The sequence below is a fragment of the Hymenobacter plasmatis genome (genome assembly GCF_020711255.1).
GTDB lineage: Bacteria > Bacteroidota > Bacteroidia > Cytophagales > Hymenobacteraceae > Hymenobacter.
The window spans coordinates 33,166-52,004 of record NZ_JAJFAW010000011.1 but is presented as its reverse complement, the minus strand read 5'-3'; the positions used below and the strand labels follow the sequence as shown (position 1 = coordinate 52,004).

At 58.5% G+C, this 18,839-nt stretch carries 18 protein-coding genes; 7 read left to right on the top strand and 11 right to left on the bottom strand.

What is annotated here, in order from left to right; genetic code table 11:
- Positions 1-6: 6 nt before the first annotated feature.
- Complete coding sequence (locus LJ738_RS09860; RefSeq protein WP_227786154.1) at positions 7-1,317, bottom strand: OmpP1/FadL family transporter; 1,311 nt, start codon at positions 1,315-1,317, stop codon at positions 7-9.
- Positions 1,318-1,467: 150 nt separating this feature from the next.
- Between LJ738_RS09860 and lptB the strand changes: the two genes are divergently transcribed.
- From lptB to LJ738_RS09845, 3 genes are all read left to right on the top strand, one after another.
- Positions 1,468-2,199, top strand: coding sequence for an LPS export ABC transporter ATP-binding protein (gene lptB, locus LJ738_RS09855; protein ID WP_068198208.1), 732 nt, complete (start codon positions 1,468-1,470; stop codon positions 2,197-2,199).
- 89 nt (positions 2,200-2,288) lie between these two features.
- Positions 2,289-3,842 (top strand): GH3 auxin-responsive promoter family protein, encoded by a 1,554-nt coding sequence (locus tag LJ738_RS09850; RefSeq protein WP_227786153.1) that lies wholly within the window; start codon positions 2,289-2,291, stop codon positions 3,840-3,842.
- A 131-nt stretch (positions 3,843-3,973) separates the two neighbouring features.
- Positions 3,974-4,174 carry a hypothetical protein gene (locus LJ738_RS09845; protein WP_068190330.1) on the top strand — a complete coding sequence of 67 codons (201 nt, stop codon included), beginning with the start codon at positions 3,974-3,976 and terminating at the stop codon, positions 4,172-4,174.
- Positions 4,175-4,244: 70 nt separating this feature from the next.
- Here the strand turns inward: LJ738_RS09845 and LJ738_RS09840 are convergent, their stop codons facing one another.
- Positions 4,245-5,027 (bottom strand): TIGR00266 family protein, encoded by a 783-nt coding sequence (locus LJ738_RS09840; RefSeq protein ID WP_227786152.1) that lies wholly within the window; start codon positions 5,025-5,027, stop codon positions 4,245-4,247.
- Between the two features lie 161 nt (positions 5,028-5,188).
- Here LJ738_RS09840 and LJ738_RS09835 point away from each other — a divergent pair, with 161 nt between their 5' ends.
- Positions 5,189-5,776: a toxin-antitoxin system YwqK family antitoxin gene (locus LJ738_RS09835; RefSeq protein WP_227786151.1), complete on the top strand. Its 588-nt coding sequence runs from the start codon at positions 5,189-5,191 to the stop codon at positions 5,774-5,776.
- A 27-nt stretch (positions 5,777-5,803) separates the two neighbouring features.
- On the opposite strand, the gene LJ738_RS09830 is transcribed toward LJ738_RS09835, so the two are convergent.
- From LJ738_RS09830 to LJ738_RS09810, 5 genes are all read right to left on the bottom strand, one after another.
- Positions 5,804-6,196, bottom strand: coding sequence for a hypothetical protein (locus LJ738_RS09830; RefSeq protein WP_068190322.1), 393 nt, complete (start codon positions 6,194-6,196; stop codon positions 5,804-5,806).
- A 150-nt stretch (positions 6,197-6,346) separates the two neighbouring features.
- Positions 6,347-7,888, bottom strand: a complete 1,542-nt coding sequence (gltX, locus tag LJ738_RS09825) for a glutamate--tRNA ligase (RefSeq protein ID WP_227786150.1) — start codon at positions 7,886-7,888, stop codon at positions 6,347-6,349.
- Between the two features lie 130 nt (positions 7,889-8,018).
- On the bottom strand, positions 8,019-9,314 hold the full coding sequence (locus LJ738_RS09820) for an erythromycin esterase family protein (RefSeq protein WP_227786149.1): 1,296 nt from the start codon (positions 9,312-9,314) through the stop codon (positions 8,019-8,021).
- A gap of 203 nt (positions 9,315-9,517) precedes the next feature.
- Complete coding sequence (locus LJ738_RS09815; RefSeq protein ID WP_227786148.1) at positions 9,518-9,709, bottom strand: hypothetical protein; 192 nt, start codon at positions 9,707-9,709, stop codon at positions 9,518-9,520.
- Between the two features lie 70 nt (positions 9,710-9,779).
- Positions 9,780-10,163, bottom strand: a complete 384-nt coding sequence (locus LJ738_RS09810; RefSeq protein WP_068190315.1) for a RidA family protein — start codon at positions 10,161-10,163, stop codon at positions 9,780-9,782.
- Between the two features lie 49 nt (positions 10,164-10,212).
- Here LJ738_RS09810 and LJ738_RS09805 point away from each other — a divergent pair, with 49 nt between their 5' ends.
- Complete coding sequence (locus LJ738_RS09805; protein WP_227786147.1) at positions 10,213-10,902, top strand: 3-hydroxyacyl-CoA dehydrogenase family protein; 690 nt, start codon at positions 10,213-10,215, stop codon at positions 10,900-10,902.
- 65 nt (positions 10,903-10,967) lie between these two features.
- Here LJ738_RS09805 and LJ738_RS09800 read toward each other — a convergent pair whose 3' ends face one another.
- The 4 genes from LJ738_RS09800 to LJ738_RS09785 form a co-directional block, all read right to left on the bottom strand.
- A complete protein-coding gene (locus LJ738_RS09800) occupies positions 10,968-12,425 on the bottom strand; it encodes a DUF6056 family protein (RefSeq protein ID WP_227786146.1) in 1,458 nt (485 codons plus the stop codon).
- 75 nt (positions 12,426-12,500) lie between these two features.
- Complete coding sequence (glmS, locus tag LJ738_RS09795; protein ID WP_227786145.1) at positions 12,501-14,336, bottom strand: glutamine--fructose-6-phosphate transaminase (isomerizing); 1,836 nt, start codon at positions 14,334-14,336, stop codon at positions 12,501-12,503.
- A gap of 80 nt (positions 14,337-14,416) precedes the next feature.
- Complete coding sequence (locus LJ738_RS09790) at positions 14,417-15,916, bottom strand: DUF4270 family protein (protein WP_227786144.1); 1,500 nt, start codon at positions 15,914-15,916, stop codon at positions 14,417-14,419.
- Positions 15,900-16,712 (bottom strand): glycogen/starch synthase, encoded by an 813-nt coding sequence (locus LJ738_RS09785; protein ID WP_227786143.1) that lies wholly within the window; start codon positions 16,710-16,712, stop codon positions 15,900-15,902. The genes LJ738_RS09790 and LJ738_RS09785 overlap by 17 nt, the downstream gene beginning before the upstream one ends.
- 118 nt (positions 16,713-16,830) lie before the next feature.
- Between LJ738_RS09785 and panC the strand changes: the two genes are divergently transcribed.
- Positions 16,831-17,679: a pantoate--beta-alanine ligase gene (gene panC / locus LJ738_RS09780; RefSeq protein ID WP_227786142.1), complete on the top strand. Its 849-nt coding sequence runs from the start codon at positions 16,831-16,833 to the stop codon at positions 17,677-17,679.
- Positions 17,680-17,753: 74 nt separating this feature from the next.
- The gene (locus LJ738_RS09775; RefSeq protein WP_227786141.1) at positions 17,754-18,806 is read left to right on the top strand and encodes a lysylphosphatidylglycerol synthase transmembrane domain-containing protein; all 1,053 of its coding nucleotides are present in this window, start codon (positions 17,754-17,756) and stop codon (positions 18,804-18,806) included.
- The last annotated feature ends 33 nt before the right edge of the window (positions 18,807-18,839 follow it).

Below are 18,839 nucleotides of genomic sequence, written 5' to 3'. Positions count from 1 at the left end.
GAGGGATTAGAATTTGTAGTGCAGGCCGATGCCGGGGATGTACACGTTGGTGCGGTAGGTGCCCGCTACCCGGTCGGTGGTGCCGTTGTTGAGCAGGTCCTGCTGGGTCTGGGTCTGCTTGCGGAAGGCCTCAAACATGAACGACGCATCCACGCCGAGGTGGTCGGTGACCTGGTACGACAAGCCGGCCGTGCCAATGGCCCGGTCAGCATCCGGCGTTTCGGGGCCTACGTAGCCCGCACGCACGGCCGAGAAGTCATAGGCGGCGCCGGCGCGCACCGCCAGCTTGTCGCTCACTTGGTACTGGCCGCCCAGGCGGAAGGCCAGCGCATCCTGGTAGTAGCGCTTCGACGTGCTGGTGGTGTTGCCGCCCACCAGACCGGTGTTCGCATCGGTGGCGGCCCCGGCGTTGCCGTTATTGCCGCTGAACTGGAAGTCCAGGGTGCGGTAAGCGCTCCAGAACGTAAGCGAAGCATCCACGCCGATGGTTAGTTTTTCGGTGGGGTTGATGCCAATGCCCGCGCTGGCCACGGCGGGCAGCGGCAGGGTGGCGGAGAACTTATCGGCCGTAAACCCGCGGTTGATGATGGCCGCGCTGGCGCCCGTGGGCAACCCGGAGAACGTAACCGAGCCGCTTTCCACGGTGGCGTCAATCTGCGAGCGGTAGCTCACGCCCGCGCTCAGCTTGTCGGAGGGCTTGAAGAAGATGCCAGCGTTGTAGCCAAAGTGCGTTTTGGTTTTGCCGTCGAGGGTGACGTGGCCGGGGCCGGTGGGCAGCGGCAAGTCCTTCTGCAGGTTTACCGAGCCGTGGGCCAGAATCATCAGGCCCGCGCCCACGCTCAGCTGCGGCGTGATGGCGTAGGAAAAAGTGGGCTGCACGTACACCGCTTCCAGGTCAATTTCGGTGAGGGCGTAGCGGCCTTCCCACCCTTCGGCGTACTTCAGCTTGCTGCCGTAGGGCGTGTACACACCCACGCCAAATTTAAATTTCCCCTCCGCGGGGCCAAAGCTGGCGTACACGTTGAAGGGCGTTACCACGCTATTGTCCAACGAGCGCAGCTCGCCGCCGTTTTCGCTGCGGTAGCTTACCCGGCCCAAAGCGGCATTGACGCCTACCTGCACGCCGTTTTCGCGTACCATGGCCAGGGCGCCGGGGTTATAAAACATAGCAGCCTGGTCCAGCGACAAGCCCACGCCCACGCCGCCCATGCCAATATTTTTCTGCCCGCCCAGGTTCACTTGAAAGCCGCTGGCCGACGCAGCCGACGCGCTGACTAGCAGCGTGCCCCCCGCAAGGAGTAGTGTTTTTACCGTCATATAAAAAAGAAGAATTAGGTGGGTTTGATTGTGGAGGCTAAAAGTAAGGAAAAATTCAAATCATTTGTTAGGCACGCCTACCATTGATTCTATATCGCGTGCGATTTGTACACCCTGCCTGGCTTGGTACAAGCCGTTACCTTTGTGCTTATGATTCTTCGCGCCGACCACCTCATTAAAAAATACAAAGCCCGCACCGTCGTCAACGACATGTCGGTCACGGTAGAGCAAGGGGAAATCGTGGGGTTGCTCGGCCCCAACGGTGCCGGCAAAACCACCTGCTTCTACATGATGGTGGGCATGGTGAAGCCCAACGGCGGCCGCATTTTTCTCGACAGCACCGAGATAACCAACATGCCGATTTACCAGCGGGCACGGCTGGGGGTGGGCTACCTGGCCCAGGAGGCCAGCGTATTTCGCGACCTGAGCGTGGAGGAAAACATCATGGCCGTGCTCGAGATGACCAGCATGCCCAAGCCGGCCCGGCGCGACAAAGTAGAGGCCCTGCTCGACGAGTTCAGCCTAACCCACGTGCGCAAGAACCTGGGCAAGGTGCTGAGCGGCGGCGAGCGCCGCCGCACCGAAATTGCCCGCGCCCTGGCCGTCGACCCCAAATTCGTGCTGCTGGACGAGCCTTTTGCCGGCGTCGACCCCATCGCCACCGAAGAAATTCAGGGCATCGTGTCCAAGCTCAAGCACCGCAACATCGGCGTGCTCATCACCGACCACGACGTGAACGCCACCCTCAACATCGTGGACCGCGCCTACCTGCTTTTTGAAGGCAAGTTGCTCAAAGCCGGCACGGCCGAAGAGCTGGCCGGGGACGAAACCGTGCGGCGCGTATACCTGGGCAAGAACTTCGAATTGAAACGGACCATCTAAATCATCAATGAGGAATGGAGAATGAGGAGTGAAGAATTAGCTCAACCCCTGATTCTTCCTTCCTCATTCGTCTTTCTTCGTTTCCCTCTATGCTCGACCAGCTACTCGCAACCGCCGTTCAATGGGGGAGCTTGCCCCGGCTGGCCCGCATTCGGCAGCAGCCGCACGAGGTGCAGGCACGGCTGCTGCGCCAGCTGCTGGCCCGGGCGCAGGCCACCGAGTGGGGCCAGCGCTACGGGTTCCGGGAGCGCATGGCGGCGGACGACTTTGCCCAACGGGTGCCCGTGAGCACCTACGAGCAATTGTATCCGGAGCTGGAAAAGGTATTGCGCGGGCAGCCCAACGTGCTGTGGCCCGGGCGGCCCCGCTGGTTTGCCAAGTCGAGCGGCACCACCAACGCCCGCAGCAAATACATCCCCGTCACGGCCGAGGCGCTGCACGCCTGCCACTACCGCGCCGGCCGCGACATGCTGGCGCTTTCTACGCATTTTTACCCGCAGGAGCGGCTGTTGGCGGGCAAAACGCTGTCGTTGGGCGGGGCGCACCTACCCAATCCCTTTCGGCCGCAGGAGCCGGCCTCCCGCATCGGCGACGTATCGGCCCTCATCATGCAGCAGCTGCCGTGGTGGGCCGAGCAAATGCGCACGCCGCCGCTCGCCCTGGCACTACTGGACGAGTGGGAGGAGAAAATTGAGCGCATCGCGGCCCACGTCCTCACGCAGGACGTGCGCACCCTGGCCGGCGTGCCCACCTGGATGGTAGTGCTGCTGCGCCGCGTGGTGGCCCTGGCCGGTGCCGCCGACATCACGCAGGTGTGGCCCAATTTGCGGTTGTTCCTGCACGGCGCGGTCGCCTTTGGGCCCTACCGGGAGCTGTTTCGCCAGCTGATTCCGGATGTGCGCATGCGCTACCTCGAAATCTACAGCGCCTCCGAAGGCTACTTTGCCCTGCAGGACCAGCCCGATAGCGAAGACCTCTTGCTCCTGCTCGACCACGGCATCTACTACGAGTTTCTGCCCGCCGACCAGTGGGCTGCGCCCGACCCGCGCCCCGTGCCCCTGGCGGAAGTGGAGCTGCACCGGCCCTATGCCCTGGTCATCAGCACCAACGCGGGGCTGTGGCGCTACCTCGTGGGCGACACCGTGCGCTTTACCTCCCTGGCGCCGTATCGGGTGCGCATCACGGGGCGTACTAAGCACTTTCTCAATGCCTTCGGCGAAGAAGTGGTCATCGAAAATGCCGAAGCCGCCGTGGCCGCCGCCAGCCGGGCCACCGGCGCGGCCGTGCGCGACTTCACCGCCGCGCCCGTGTGGTTTGCCGTGGATAGCGCGTCGTCGCGCGGGGGCCACGAATGGGCAATCGAATTTGCCTCCGATGCTTGCCTTCCGGACCTGGCCAAGTTCGGCGCCGTTTTGGATGCCACGCTGTGCGAGCTGAACTCCGACTACGCGGCCAAGCGCCACCGCAGCCTGGCCCTGGCGCCGCCCCGGCTGCGCGCTGTGCCTGCCGGCACATTTGAGGCGTGGCTGGCCAGCCAGGGAAAGCTGGGAGGGCAGCACAAAGTGCCGCGTTTGCTCAACTCCCGCGCTGTGCTGGAGGCCGTACTGCAGTCGGCGGCAGAAGCCACAACCAGGCAAGCCTAACGCCCACTTTCCCAACAGATAGCCGCCCTGGGGAAGAAAAAAGCACTCTATTAGTCAAAAAATATATTTGACTGGACAGTTGCGGCTTTATTTGGAGAATACTTAGTAATATTACGGTAATATTCCCGCCTATGTCCTACACTGCTACTGCACCTGCTTCGAAGAAATCGGCTTATCAGCGGCCGTACAAATCCCGCCACCAGCGCCGCGAAACCGACCGGCGCAAGAGCGACGAAGCCAGCGATTACAAGTTTCTAATCCGGGTAGGCGTGGCCATTGGCCTCGTGGTGGCGCTGGCCTTGGGCATTGCTGCCAAAGGCATGGTAGGCTAAGGCGTCGCCGACGATTGGCCAGCTTAATTTGATGAAGCCTCAGCTACTGAGGCTCCAGTTGTCGCGCCGTTTATTCGTCCATTAAGCTGCCCATCAGGCCGCCCAGTACGCTGCCGCTTTCTTTTTGCGCATTGCCGCCACCCGGGGCCAGGGCGCGGATGAGCTTCTTGACCGGCATGGATTGTATCCACACCCGGCCGGTACCGCGCATGGTTGCCAGGAGCAGCCCCTCGCCGCCAAAAATCATCGATTTTAACCCGCCCGCCCGGGCCACGCTGAAATCGATGCTCGGCTCGAACGCCACGACGCAGCCGGTATCGACGCGGAGCAGCTCATTATTCAGCCGTTTCTCGATGATGGTGCCGCCGGCGTGCACGAAGGCCTTGCCGTCGCCGGTGAGCTTTTGCAGGATAAAGCCCTCGCCACCGAACAGCCCGGCCCCGAACTTCTGATTGAAGTGCAGGCTGATTTTGGTGCCCCGCGCCGCTGCCAGGAAACCGTCTTTCTGCACGATAAGGCCGTTGGGCATGTCGCCCAGGTTGATGGGGATGATGGTGCCGGGGTAGGGGGCCGAGAAGGCCACGCGGCTCTTGCCGTAGCCGCCGCGGTGCGTAAAGTGCGTGAGGAACAGCGACTCGCCCGTAATGAGCCGGGTGCCGGCCGAGAACAGCTTGCCCATCAGGCCCTGGTCGGGCTCCGAGCCATCGCCCATCTTGGTTTCGAAGGCAATGCCTTCCTCCATGTATACCATGGCCCCGGCCTCGGCAATCACAGTTTCATTCGGGTCCAGCTCAATTTCGAGTACCTGAATGTCGGAGCCGAGGATGCGGAAGTCAACGTCGTGAGAAAGCATAGGGAGCAGAAAAGAGAGTTGGGCTGAATCAAAGGTAAAAGCGCCGGGCGATTCTATATCATTTCTTCTATACACATCCCGAAAGCCACAATAATTTGGGGAAGTAGCGTTGGGTAATTATCTTAAACTAAATTTATAGTTAAACCTAACGCCTTCTAATCATGCGTCTTCAGGTGTTTCTGTTGCTTCTCTGCTCGGCACTGCTGAGCGCCTGCGCGGCTAACAATGGGCCGCGCGGATTTTGGAAGCCGAACCGTTACGACCGCAACAGCCTGGCCAAAGGGCGCTGGCGCACTTACTACGATGCCGAGAGCAAACAGCCCTTCACCACAGGGAAGTACCGGCACGGCCGCCCCGTGGGCACCTTCCGCTACTTTGACCCCACCGGGGCCCTCGACCACTCCGAGCGCTACGGCCAGGACGGCCTGTGCGAGGTAACGTACTGGCACCCCGGCGGCCAGGTAGCGCGCCGCGGCCATGCGCAGTGGGTCACGGGGAAAAAAGGAGCGCGCTTCTATTGGTACGGGCCCTGGACGAGCTTCGACGAGAACGGCCAAATCACGTCCATCCAAACCTATACCAATGGCACCATCAGCCGCGCCGAAACCTACAACTTGGGCAAGCTGACTAAGGTAGAAACCTACGCCGGCAACCAGCTAAACCGGGTAGAGCTATACGACAATGGCTTGCTAATCAAAGTGGAGACCTTCGAAAACGGCCGCCGCACTGGCTCGTCTCTCACGCTGTAGCCAGCGGTTGGGCTACCCCCGGTTGAGCTATTCGTCGGGCGGCAGGTCGGCGCGGGTTTCGGCCGCGGCGGCATCGGGGTCCAGGGGGGCTTTCTTGCGCTTGGCTTCCCGGCTGGTGCGCTTCATGAAGTCTTCCTCGGTCTCTTCCGGCTCGGGGGCGTGCTCGGCGTCGGCAATGGGAAAGGCTTCATCCTCGGTTTCGCCTTCCCCGGGCTTTTCCCCAAACTGCCCGGCGCGGTCCACCAACTTCTTGTCGCGCACGTGGCGCCCCAGAAACTGGTTGATTTGCTCGATGCTGTAGTTGGAGGTGATTTCCCCCAGCGGGTTCACCCCGATTTCAAAGCCTTCCAACTCTTTATGGACGCGGGCTTTCTTGTCGGGGTCAGTTTTTTGCTTGGGCTTGACAGGTTTTTTGGCCATGATAAGGAGAGTTGATGCAGGTACCAATCTCCACGCTTTACGCGAATAAACGGCGACGGGTGGTGTGCGGCCCGCCTTATGCCCACAAAAAAGAGGCTGACCATCGGCCAGCCTCTTTTGGTTTGCTTATCGAGCTTACCAAGCTAAGAATTAGCCCAGGGTTTTCACCGCTGTCTGCAAGCGGGCCGCTACCTCGGCCGTGCCCAGAATGGCCAACGTTTCGAAAAGGTCGGGGCCCGCGGCTCCGCCGGTTACGGCTACGCGCAAGGTCTGCAGCACCTGCCCAGGCTTCATGCCCTGGGCCTCCACGGTCTGGTTAAACAGCGCTTTCAAGCCTTCGGCGGTAGACTCGGCAGTGCCAGCCAGCGCCTCGGCGTAGGCCGTGAGGGCGGCGGCTACCTGCGGGTTCCACTTCTTGCTGACGACCTGCTCGTCGTAGCTATCCGGGGCCTGGAAGAAGTATTTGGCCTCCTGCCAGAAGTCTTTGGGGAAGCTCACCCGCTCCTTCATCACGCTCACAATTCGCTCGGCCTTGGCCTGGTCGCAGGCAATGCCGTGCTCGGCTAGGGCCGTAAGTAGGTAGGGCGCCAGCTCGGCGTCGGACTTGGCGCGCAGGTAGTGCTCGTTGTACCACTTCACCTTGTTCTGGTCGAAGCGGGCCGGCGACTTGCTCACCCGCTCGATGCTGAAGGAGGCAATCAGCTCGTCCATGGAGAAAATCTCCTGCTGCGAGCCGGGGTTCCAGCCCAGGAAGGCCAGGAAGTTGATGAAGGCTTCGGGCAGGTAACCGTCTTCGCGGTAGCCGCGGCTCACGGTGGGCTCGCCGGTTTCGCCGTCGATGCCGTGCCACTCCAATGGGAACACCGGGAAGCCGAGCTTGTCGCCGTCGCGCTTGCTGAGCTTGCCCGTGCCGTCGGGCTTGAGCAGCAGGGGCAAGTGGGCAAACTGCGGCATGGTGCTTTCCCAGCCCAGGTAGCGGTACAGCAGCACGTGCAGCGGGGCCGAGGGCAGCCACTCTTCGCCGCGAATGACGTGCGAAATTTCCATCAAATGGTCATCCACGATGTTGGCCAGGTGGTAGGTCGGCATGCCGTCCGACTTCATCAGCACTTTGTCGTCGATGGCCGAGGAGTGCACCACCACCCAGCCGCGAATCAGGTCCTGGAAGCGCACTTCTTCCTTGCGCGGCACCTTCAGGCGAATCACGTACTGCGCGCCGCTGTCGAGCAGCTGCTTCACCTCGTCCTCGGGCAGGGTGAGGGAGTTGCGCATCTGGGCGCGCGTGATGCTGTTGTACTGCGGGTTGGGCACCTTGGCGGCCTGCAGGCGGGCGCGCATGGCGTCGAGCTCCTCGGGCGTGTCGAAGGCGTAGTAGGCGTGGCCGCTGGCAATGAGCTGGTCGGCGTACTGCTTGTACATGGGCTTGCGCTCGCTCTGGCGGTAGGGCGCGTGCGGGCCGCCGGTGCCCACGCCTTCGTCAATCACGATGCCGCACCAGGCCAGGGCTTCCAAAATGTAGTTCTCGGCGCCGGGCACGAAGCGGTTCTGGTCGGTATCCTCAATGCGGAGCAACATCTTGCCGCCCAGCTTGCGGGCCAGCAAATAGTTGTAAAGTGCCGTGCGGACCCCGCCGATGTGCAGCGGCCCCGTGGGCGACGGTGCAAAACGCACCCGAACTTCTCTCTCAGTCATAACGCAAAAAAAGCGCGCTCCGTAGGCCGAAGCGCGCCACAAAGGTAACGCCAGTAGTTAGTAGCACGAAGCACTGCGTCACGAACCGTTTCGCGCTATCACCAGGAGGGCGCGTAACGACTTATTGGCCTTACTCGCCCCACGGGTACAGGTCGGGTGGCCCTTTTTCCTCGGGATGAATCGCCAGCGGGTGTAGCGCCTTGGTGCGGTCTAGGAACATAAACGCGTCGTAGCGTTCGGGTATGACCGAGGGCACGTAGTTGCCAAACTGCTCGAGCTGGGGCCGGTACACCACGCCAATGGCCCGGTGGCCCTGCGACTGCCGCAGCCCCGTTTCCTGCTTTAGTTCTGATGAGAGAAGCAAGCCGTTGGCTCCTTTCAGCTGGCGGTGCAATTGCTCTTCCCAAGAGTTGCGGATAGCAGCCGGTACCGGCATGTTTTCGAGCGGCGCGCCCCAGGCCTTGCCCGCTACCACACTGCCCTGGTAGGAGCCAAAGCCGACGCTGAAGACCTGCTCGCGGCCCAGTTGCTCGCGGGTCAGTTGGCCGATGTTCACCATGTCTTCGCGGCGCATGTCGGTGTAGCGGGCATCGCCCACGTGCGTGTTGTGGGCCCAGATGATGGCCTTGCTGTTGGGCCCGTGCAGGTTGAGCAGGCGGGTCAGGGTCTCCATCATGTGCGTGTCGCGCACGTTCCAAGACGCACCGCCGCCGCGTATCATGGCCTTGTAATAGCGTTCAGCGTTTACGGCCACCAAGGCATTCTGTTCGGCCCCGAAGGCTTGCTCGCGTTCGGGCAGGTTGGCGGGCTGGCGCTCCTGTGCTTGGTGGCGCAGGGCTTTGAGTACCGCAATTACTTCGTCCTGGCAATCTTCCGACACGAAAGCGACGGCCCGGGCGTATTCCTGCGGGTCGGTGCTGTAGGGCTCAAAGCAGTGGAAGGCCCGGCGAGCGGCGGTCACAGCCCCATCGCCTTGCTTCTCCACGTAGTGCAGCACGGCTTCCAACGACTCCCAGAGGCTGTACACATCCAGGCCGTAGAAGCCCACGCGGCGCTCCATGGGCTGGGCCTGATTGTGGCGGTGCAGCCATTCCACCAGCGCCGCAATTTCCCAGTTGCCCCACATCCAGGTGGGCCAGCGGTTGAAGGTTTGGAGCAGCTTGGCGGCCGAGCCGTGCGCCATCTGTTCCTGCTTAATAGCGGCGTTTACCTCGAAGCAGTCGGGCCAGTCGCCTTCCACGGCAATAAACTGAAACCCTTTCTCCTGAATCAGCCGCTTGCTCAAAGCCGTGCGCCACGTGTAATACTCGTGGGTGCCGTGTGACGCTTCGCCGAGCAGCACCACGCGAGCGTCGCCAATGGCCGCCAGCAGGGTATCAAGGTCGGCCGGGGAGTGCAGGGGGTGGGTGGGAAGTATCGAAGACATGGCCAAGAGCGAAATGGCGCGGGGTGCGCCACGCCTGAACAAGCCCGCCACGTGTTGCTGGAGGGGCTTGTCATGACTACGCCCTTATATGCCAATTGGTTAAGGCCGAGCATAGTCTGTGCTCGGCCTTAACCAATTGTTTGTTAGCGCTTGCTCTTCAGTACCAACTGATGCATCGAGGCACAATGGACACTGATTGCTCCCTAGTCGCGGTTTCTAAAACCGAGCCAGAGCACGAGCCCTACTAAGGTGATACCGCCTCGTATGCCCCAAGCTACTGTCGGGCCCCACTGGTCAATCCACTTCAGAAAAACATAGTGCACGTTGGGGTTGATGAGCGGCAATACCAGCGAAATGAGCCCAATAATGAGCAAGCCTAGCCCAAGTTCTTTCATGTGCCGGGAGAGTAAGAGGTGAGGGGTAAGGCAGGCAGCCGTACCCGGGTTAGTTATTATGCTTCAATTATTAAGCTCCAACTGCAATGCAGGAAATTTCTACGTCCACGTCACGTGGCAAGCGGCTCACCTCTACTGTTTCGCGGGCTGGGGCCGTGGCATCGTCAAAGTAAGACCCATACACTTGATTGATGGTGGCAAAGTTGCCCAGGTCTTTGACGAAGATGCTGCACTTTACTACATCGGTCAGGCCAAGGCCGGCGGCTGCCAGTACGGCCGTCAGGTTTTTAAGAACCTGGTGGGTCTGAGCAGCTACATCGCCATCAACCAGTAGCCCAGCGGCATCCAGGGGTATCTGGCCCGAAACGTACACGGTGTTGCCCGCACGTACGGCTTGCGAATAAGGGCCAATCGGCGCCGGGGCCTGGTCAGTAAGAATAATCTGGTGGGGCATGAGCGGAAGAGGTTAGGGTATCTTTGGCGCCAAAGTAACAACCGAAACCATGCATATTCTGGTCCTCGACGGCAACCACATAGAAACGGAGTTCCGCGCAAAGTTTGGCCCAGCACATGAGTACACATTTCTGGAAAACGCTTTGGCCGGTAGCGCGACTTCCGACGAGAATTTTCAGGAACGTGGCCAAGCCGCCATGGCCAGTGCCAATGTCGTGTTCAACTTCAGTAACTCAACTTCCCATTTTCTATTGGCGAAGCCAACGGCCGTACCGCTTTTTCAGGAGGCAACGACATCGGCGATGTACTCCCGACATCCCCAGCTTTCTGGTTTCGGTTTTTGCGGCCTGCCCACCCTGCTGAACCGTCCTCTGCTGGAGATTGCCCTCTCCGACAAGGCCGATGCCACCAAGCTAGCCGAAGTGTGCGCGGCCCTTGGCACCGACTACCGCGTAGTGGAAGACCGAGTTGGGCTGGTAACCCCGCGCGTGGTTTGCATGATTATAAACGAAGCCTGCTACACCGTGCAGGAAGGTACCGCTACCATGCAGGATGTGGACCTGGGAATGAAGCTGGGCACCAATTACCCCAAAGGCCCTTTCGCCTGGGCTAATGCCATGGGGGTGGAACGGGTCTATGCAGTACTAGAAGCCCTGTGGAACGATACCCACGACGAGCGCTACAAAATATGCCCCCTTCTGAAGCGGCAGGCGCTGCGTGGGGAGCTCTTTGCAATATAGAGTGGTCGAGAAGGCTCCATTTTGCGCCCTTAAGCATCAACTGCGTCCGGAAACCTTTTCCCGCGTCAATGGGCCGCTACTTCCGAGATGACTTGCTTCGTGCCGAAGTATTGGGCATAACCCTTTAAGAATTCCGGGTTGTCTGTTCCAACTATATCGAAGCTGTACAGTAAGTCAGGCCGGTAAGCTAAGGGTCGGATGGTTACCACCGGGGCTCCACTCTGCAGCGCCTGGTATCGGGCGCGAAGTTCGGCGTCATAGCCGGCGGCTTCGCCGTCCAGCCACTGGCGGTAGGCCCGTATCGCGTTGTTGCTGCCCTGACCCAGCATCGTCGCGCGGGTTTGCACGTTGTAGTCGGCGAAAAAGAAAAGTACCAGCATTGCGGTCCACATCGGGGAGAGCCGTCCCGTTACCAGCATCCTAAGTATAGGCGAGGGTTCACCCAAACGCGTTTGCCTGCAACACCACGTCAGCAATACCGCAAACCAACCGAGCAGAAATAGAAGGTACAGCGTTGTACGGGCTCTCAAGGGTAGTCCAGTACCGCTTGCATAATAAGCCGGGCAACTCGCCAGTGCCATTAACCCAGCCATTCCTATCGTCAATAGCCCCGCCGGAATCCGCGACAAGAGTTGCACAACCAGTTGGTCGCGCTGTTGGGCTATTCTGTGTATCCCGGGAAGCAACAGCGCGGATAGTGCCAGTAGTACGGGGTTGCCCACCCACGTCAGCAGCAGGTACCCGGTAGTAGCTGCCGAATAACACAGCGTTTTCAGGAAGCTAAACTGGCCTCCCATGCTCGCAATTCGCGCAAAGTTGCCTGGCGCTGAGAACGAAACCAAGCACCCCACAGCCGCTAGCCCAGCCAGCAGCCACACTACCCGTCCCTCTTTCAGTCGCCAGCTTACAAAGGCTGCTATTGCCAAGGCCATTAAAAAAGGCAGCGCAACGGGTTCTATTGTGCCCGCTACAGCCAGGGTTAGTACGACTAACGCCGCTAGCCAGGGCCAGGCTCCGTTGTTGGACAGTCGGGCTTTCGCATAGCGATTCAGCACCACCAACCACAAGAGCAGGAGCCAAACCGCCATTATATAGGTGTAAGCCCCCGTAAACCAGTACAATCCTTCGGCCTGTCCGGGTGCATACGCCAACCACAAACTCAGAAAGGATGCTGCTGCAATCCAACCCGCCTTGCCCGGTAACACTAGCAATTCGCTAAGGCTAAAGCGCAATACGAGTAATGTGCCGAAGATAAAAATCAAGGCAACCCACCAGTGGCTTTCCAGTCGGATATACAGCAAGGGGTTAACCAAAGCTAGCAGCACGGTAGTGGTGTAGCGTCCGGTGTGAGTGAGGTAAAAGTGTTTTTGGGCCTGCCAAAACCCCAGTTCTTTTACCGTAACCGCATCCAGATAATCATCAAGTGAAGGATGATTATAAAGAGCCAGCCCCACAAATGGCAACACAACCAAAACCAGCCCAAGCGTAATCAGAAGAGTACGGTAGCGGAGTAGTACACGCATGAAAAGGCCCATGATACTATTACTTAAATGCCTTATTTAAGTAATAGTATCATGGGCCTAGCCAATCAACAAAAATTATTCTACTGTTACCGACTTCGCCAAGTTACGTGGCTGGTCTACGTTGCAACCGCGCAGTACCGCAATATGGTAGCTCAATAACTGCAGCGGAACTACCGATACTAGGGGCATCAGGATTTCGCTGGTGTGAGGCACTTCAATTACAAACTCGGCCATAGCAGGAATTACCGTGTCGCCCTCGCTCACCACGGCGATGATGCGGCCTTTGCGCGCTTTCACCTCCTGAATATTGCTCACCACTTTCTCGTACGAGCTGTCGCGGGTAGCAATTACCACAATGGGCATGTTCTCGTCGATGAGCGCAATCGGGCCGTGCTTCATCTCCGCGGCTGGGTAGCCTTCGGCATGGATGTAGCTGATTTCCTTGAGCTTCAACGCACCTTCCAGTGCCACGGGGAAGTTATAGCCCCGGCCTAAGTAGAGGAAGTTGGTCGCATCCTTGAAAATTTCAGCAATGGCCTGAATCTCAGTGTCAAGCTCCAAGGCTTTTTCAACCTTGGAGGGAATCGTATCCAACTCCACCATCAACTCGCGCAGCTTGGTGTCGGTGATAGTGCCGCGCTTCTGTCCCATAATCATGGCCAGCAGCGTCAGCACCGTTACTTGGGCTGTAAAGGCCTTCGTAGAAGCCACCCCAATTTCGGGGCCGGCATGGGTATATGCACCGGCATCGGTGGCACGGGCAATGCTGCTGCCCACCACGTTGCATACGCCAAAAATGGTGGCGCCCTTGCTCTTAGCCAGCTCAATAGCTGCCAGCGTATCGGCCGTTTCGCCGCTTTGCGAAATGGCAATTACAATGTCACGCTCCGTGATGATGGGGTTGCGGTAGCGGAATTCCGACGCATATTCCACTTCCACCGGAATGCGGGCCAGGTCCTCAATTAGGTACTCGGCCACCAAGCCGGCGTGCCACGAGGTACCGCACGCCACAATGATGATGCGCTGGGCATTCACAAACTTTTGCTCGTAGGCCCGGATGCCGCCCATGTTCAAGTGGCCAGCTTCCAGTTCCAGGCGCCCACGCATGGAGTCCAAGATGGAGCGCGGCTGCTCGAAGATTTCCTTCAGCATGAAATGCTCATAGCCGCCTTTCTCGATGCTGTCCAGCTCCATCTCCAGCTTCTGGATGTAGGGCGTCTGGCTAACATCTTCCTTGCTGCGGATTTCCAACTGCCCATCGCGGATAACTACGATTTCGTAGTCATTCACATACACTACTTCGTTGGTGTACTCAATAATGGGAGTGGCGTCCGAAGCAATAAAGAACTCTCCTTCGCCAATACCAATCACCATTGGTGAGCCTTTGCGGGCGGCAATAAGCTGGTTAGGAGCATCCTTGCTGAGGACCACAATGGCATAAGCACCTACTACTTCATGCAGAGCCAAGCGTACGGCTTCCTCCAGCGAGCATGCATTCTCCTTCTGGATTTCCTCAATCAGGTTAACAAATACTTCGGTATCGGTATCAGAATGGAACGTGTGCCCTTGCTTCTGCAGGTGCGTTTTCAGCGCAGCGTAGTTCTCAATAATACCATTGTGAATAATGGCAATCCGCTGCGACGTAGAGTAATGCGGGTGGGCATTCTCGTCGTTGGGCTCGCCGTGCGTGGCCCAACGCGTGTGGCCCATGCCAACATTAGCATGCGTGTCTTTTTGTGCAATAAATGCTTCTAAATCACTGACTTTGCCCTTTTTCTTATAAACATTCAACTCGCCGTTGAGCAAGGCAACACCGGCTGAGTCGTAGCCACGGTATTCGAGGCGATGCAATCCTTTGAGGATAATAGGGCAGGCCTCACGATGGCCCAAATAAGCAACAATGCCGCACATGGCAGGAAGGGGTTAAGTACTTGAAATAATAATGAAGAGAGGGTGGCTGATGATTCCTTTTACGAGACACCAGCCTCGGGTTACCGCTTAGAATAGTAAACGCGCAAGCTAATGTTAGCGGCGTCGAGTACTGCTCTGTTTAGCGACAACGCAGTCGACGTGCGAATGTTCGGCACGAGCACCAGCGAAGTGGGCTGGCCCTCCAATTTATTAGCTAGGTATGCCTGCAAATAACTGGTGATTAACAGGTTGTAATAAGGCTGCGTGGTGCTGGCGTCTACCAGATTACCGATGGCCGGGTTGCTTATCCCCAGTTGATTGGTGCCATCTGCCTGCACCACCCGGTCGGAGGGCAGAAAGTTGACTATGCGCTGCAATACCTTGTTACTGGCGTCCACCTCCAAAGCGTAGATATACTGAGGATTCGGGTAAAGCGAGTTGCTAAACGGCTTTATCGGTGCCCGTAACTCGGCCCGGTTGATGGTCAGGCCAGGGGTACTGAGTAATTTGTCCAAACCTTTAAACGTCACGCGGGTACCGAGGCCAATTCCCTCCTGGACATAGCTGGTGCCGTTCAATGTAACGGAGGTAACGGCCTGCGTGGCGTCGGAAAGGGCGCTGAGCGGAGTGCCCGTCTGATTATTCTTTAGGCTGGTATAGTAGCGCGGGTCGCTGGCCCCGGCTCCACCGGCACTACTGAAGACCGGCCCGAGAAATATGGAATACGAGTTCCAGTGCCGGCGCTTGGGAGGCGCAGGCGCCGCCACGGCATCATCGTGAAAAAAGAAAGCCAGACGGGCGTTGTACGACCGCCCAAAGCTGACAATGCCCGACGAATAGCCAGCGCTTGGCTCAATGGCCAAGCCTTTCAACAGGCCGTCAAGCTGCGTCTGCGTAAAGCTGGTACCAGCACTGCGCAGCTTCGCAAAGAAGTCGGTGAAGAACGGAGAAGCAACCGCAGGCGCTGGCGCAAATGGGGCCGCGGTGGCCGCCGTGCGCAGCATTACCAAACGGAGGGTTTGGTCGGCGACAGTCTTCGTGGTTGCTGGCTTCGTAGTGGTATCCGTTACTACCTGAACGGTGCGGTCGAGGCGGCTAACCAGGTTCTGGCCCAATGCCGCGCCAATAGGCGTAACAGACTCACTGTTATAGGCCAGGCGCTCATCCAGTGGAGCTTGCAGGCTGGAGACATCGAAGCGGGCGGGCGTGGTGGAGCTGCCGTTCACGTTGTCAAACCCCATCACCAGCACCACAGAATCGAGGACGGGCGTCGTCAGCTTGGCCGGCAACGAATCGTTGGCGCTGCCGGTTACGACATTCAGGTAAGCGCGCGCCTCCGTAGTGCCGGCGACGTTGTCAGTCAGCCGGCCTACCAGGTAATGGTCTGTTTTGAGGGTTTGTACCGGGGCGATGCGCACGGTGGTCACATCCAGGAGCGGGTCCTTGTACTCGGTATACTCGGTGCTGATAGACGTGGTATCGGGCAGGTCCACGTTCAAGTCAGTGCCTTTGTCGCAGCTGGCCAGGGCCAGGGCGGCCAAAGCCACGATGGGAGCACTGCGGCTAGTTAGCCAATTCATTGTAAAGCGCTAGGTAAGAAGAATGCAGATTTTCGTCGGTGGCTACCTGGCTGAGCCGGTTGTGCAGGGCGTATTCGGTAAACATGCCATTCATGTTGTCGCTGAAGTCCTCGTCGGACCGCACTACCGTGTCGGCATATTCCATGCCCATCTTGATAAAGCCGCTGAAATCTGCCGTTTTGAGCGAAGCCAGCATCTGGTCGTCGATGTCCAGCATCTTGGCTTTCTCGAGGATGTTGCCCTCAAACTTGTCCGTGAATTCGTTATTGTAAATCGAAAACACCGACTTGGCGTCCTTGAACACCGGGTCTTTTTTGTAGGTGGTTTTCAGGTAAAGCGGAATCAGGCCCGTCATCCAGTCGCTGCAATGCACGATGTTGGGCGACCAGCCCAATTTCTTTACCGTCTCGAGCACACCTTTGCAGAAGAAAATGGCGCGCTCGTCGTTGTCGGCGTAAAACTTGTCGTTTTTGTCGACCAGGGCCGACTTGCGATGGAAATAATCTTCGTTGTCGATAAAGTAAACCTGCAGCTTGGCCGTCGGGATAGAAGCGACCTTGATAACCAAAGGCTTCTCGTCGTCACCCACGGCGATATTGATACCGGAGAGGCGCACTACTTCGTGCAACCGGTTTTTGCGCTCGTTGATAATGCCAAAACGTGGTACGAAAATGCGGATTTCGCATCCCATCTCCTGCATGCTGGCGGGGAGCCGACGCAGCATTTCAGCCACTTTCGTGGTCTGCAGAAACGGGTCAATTTCGGTGGCCGCGTAAAGGATTCGTAGCTTCGACATAAGGGATTATTGAAGAGAATGGGACAAGGCCATACTATGGGTGCACAAAATTAAACAATTTTGAGCGGAAAATCAATAAAACCTACTTTGGGGGCCCTTCCAGTTGCCTTCCTCTTTTATGCAGATACTTACTACCGCCGCCGGGTTGCAAGCTTACACGGAACAAGCTCGCCAGGCCGGCCAACGGATAGGCTTAGTGCCAACGATGGGCGCCTTACACGACGGCCACCTTCAACTGGTACAAGCAGCGCGCTCCGAATGCGACGAGGTGATTACCAGTATTTTCGTTAACCCCACGCAGTTCAATAATGCCGAGGACTTTCGGCTGTACCCCCGCGTGCCCGAAGCCGACGCGGCCCTGCTGTTACCGGCCGGCTGCACGGCTCTCTTTGTCCCTTCAGTGGCCGAAATGTACCCCCAGCCCACCGTGCTCCGGTTCGACTTTGGGGCCTTGGAGCGGGTGATGGAGGGGGCCCACCGGCCTGGTCATTTCAACGGGGTGGCCACGGTGGTGAGCAAACTTTTTCACATGGCGCGCCCCCACCGCGCTTATTTCGGCCAGAAAGATTGGCAGCAAGTAGCCGTGATTCGTCAGCTGGTCGCCGACCTGTCCTTTGACCTGGAAATCCTGGCATGCCCCACCATTCGAGAGGCCGACGGGCTGGCCATGTCTTCCCGCAACCGCCGGCTGGACCCAGCATCCCGCGCCGCCGCGCCTCTACTGCACCAGGTACTAGCCGCCGCGGCCGACCAAGTGCGGCAAGGTGTGCCCCCCGCCCAGGTGCGCGCCGAAGCAGAAGCGGCCCTGACGCGCGAGCCCCTGGTTACCCCCGAATACTTTGAGGTCGCCGACGCGCAGACTCTGCAGCCGTTGGAAGCGTACGTGGCCGGCCGGGCCGTGGTGCTGTGCCTGGCGGCCCACCTGGGTGGGGTGCGGCTTATCGACAACGTGGTAGTGGAGGCCTGAATAGGACGCTATGGCCGTTTACCTTTGTCAATTATTGATATACAGTAATTGGTCATCCTTGTATTTTTATTCTATTGAAGACCTTTCTCACGACCTTTAAATATGCGTTGCTGCTGAGTATCTCGGTGGCGCTGATGTGGTATGCAGTGCGGGGGCAAGACCTATCGCGCATAGGCCACTACATCGCTACGGCCAACTACTTCTGGCTGGCTTTGACCATGACGCTCTCGGTGTTGGGCTATTTGAGCCGCGCCTACCGGTGGCAAATGCAGCTCAAGGCTTCGCAGACCCCCGCGCCCTACTGGTCTGTGTACCATGCCATGATGGTTGGTTACTTAGCCAATCTGGTGCTCCCGCGCATGGGCGAGGTCATCCGATGCTCTGTGTTGCGGCGCACGAGCGGTGTGCCAGTGCAGGTGGCCTTGGGTACCGTTGTGACCGAGCGCGTGATTGACGTAGTCGTTCTCTTAGGGCTGCTCGGAAGCATATTGCTATTGGACTTCAACACCTTCTGGGATTTTGTGACCAAGCAACTGCTGGGGGGGAAATACGATACCCTTGCCCGCAACCGTACGCCCTTGCTTATTGCCGCCGTGGTCGGGGGCATACTGCTTCTGATGGTGGGCTATGCCCTATTTCGCAACTTGGAGCGGCTACGGCAAAATGCCTTTTTTAATAAGGCAATACTATTTATAAAAGGCTTGCTGGCAGGGGTTTTTAGTATTTTGAAGATGGAGCGCAAGGCCGTTTTCCTGCTGCATACGCTGTTTACCTGGCTGGTGTACTACCTGATGGATTACCTCGCCTTCTTCTGCTTCCCCGAAACCTATAGCCTTGACATGAGGGCGGGGCTTGCGGTGCTCACTTTCGGAGCCTTTGGCATGGCGGCACCCGTGGCGGGCGGCATCGGGCCGTTTCACGTTATGGTACAGGGCATATTGCTGGCATATGGGGTGAGCAAGGAGGCCGGCATTGCCTATGCGTTGGTGGTGCACGGTGCCCAGACATTACTGGTAGTCGTGATGGGTGGCATCAGCTTTGTTGCGGTGGCAGCTACCGATAAGGGCAATATATTAACGGAGGCAGAAGCGCTGGCGGATGAACCATTGACAACAAACAATGAGTAAATACCAATAAGGCACTGCCCAATGTGCCATTCC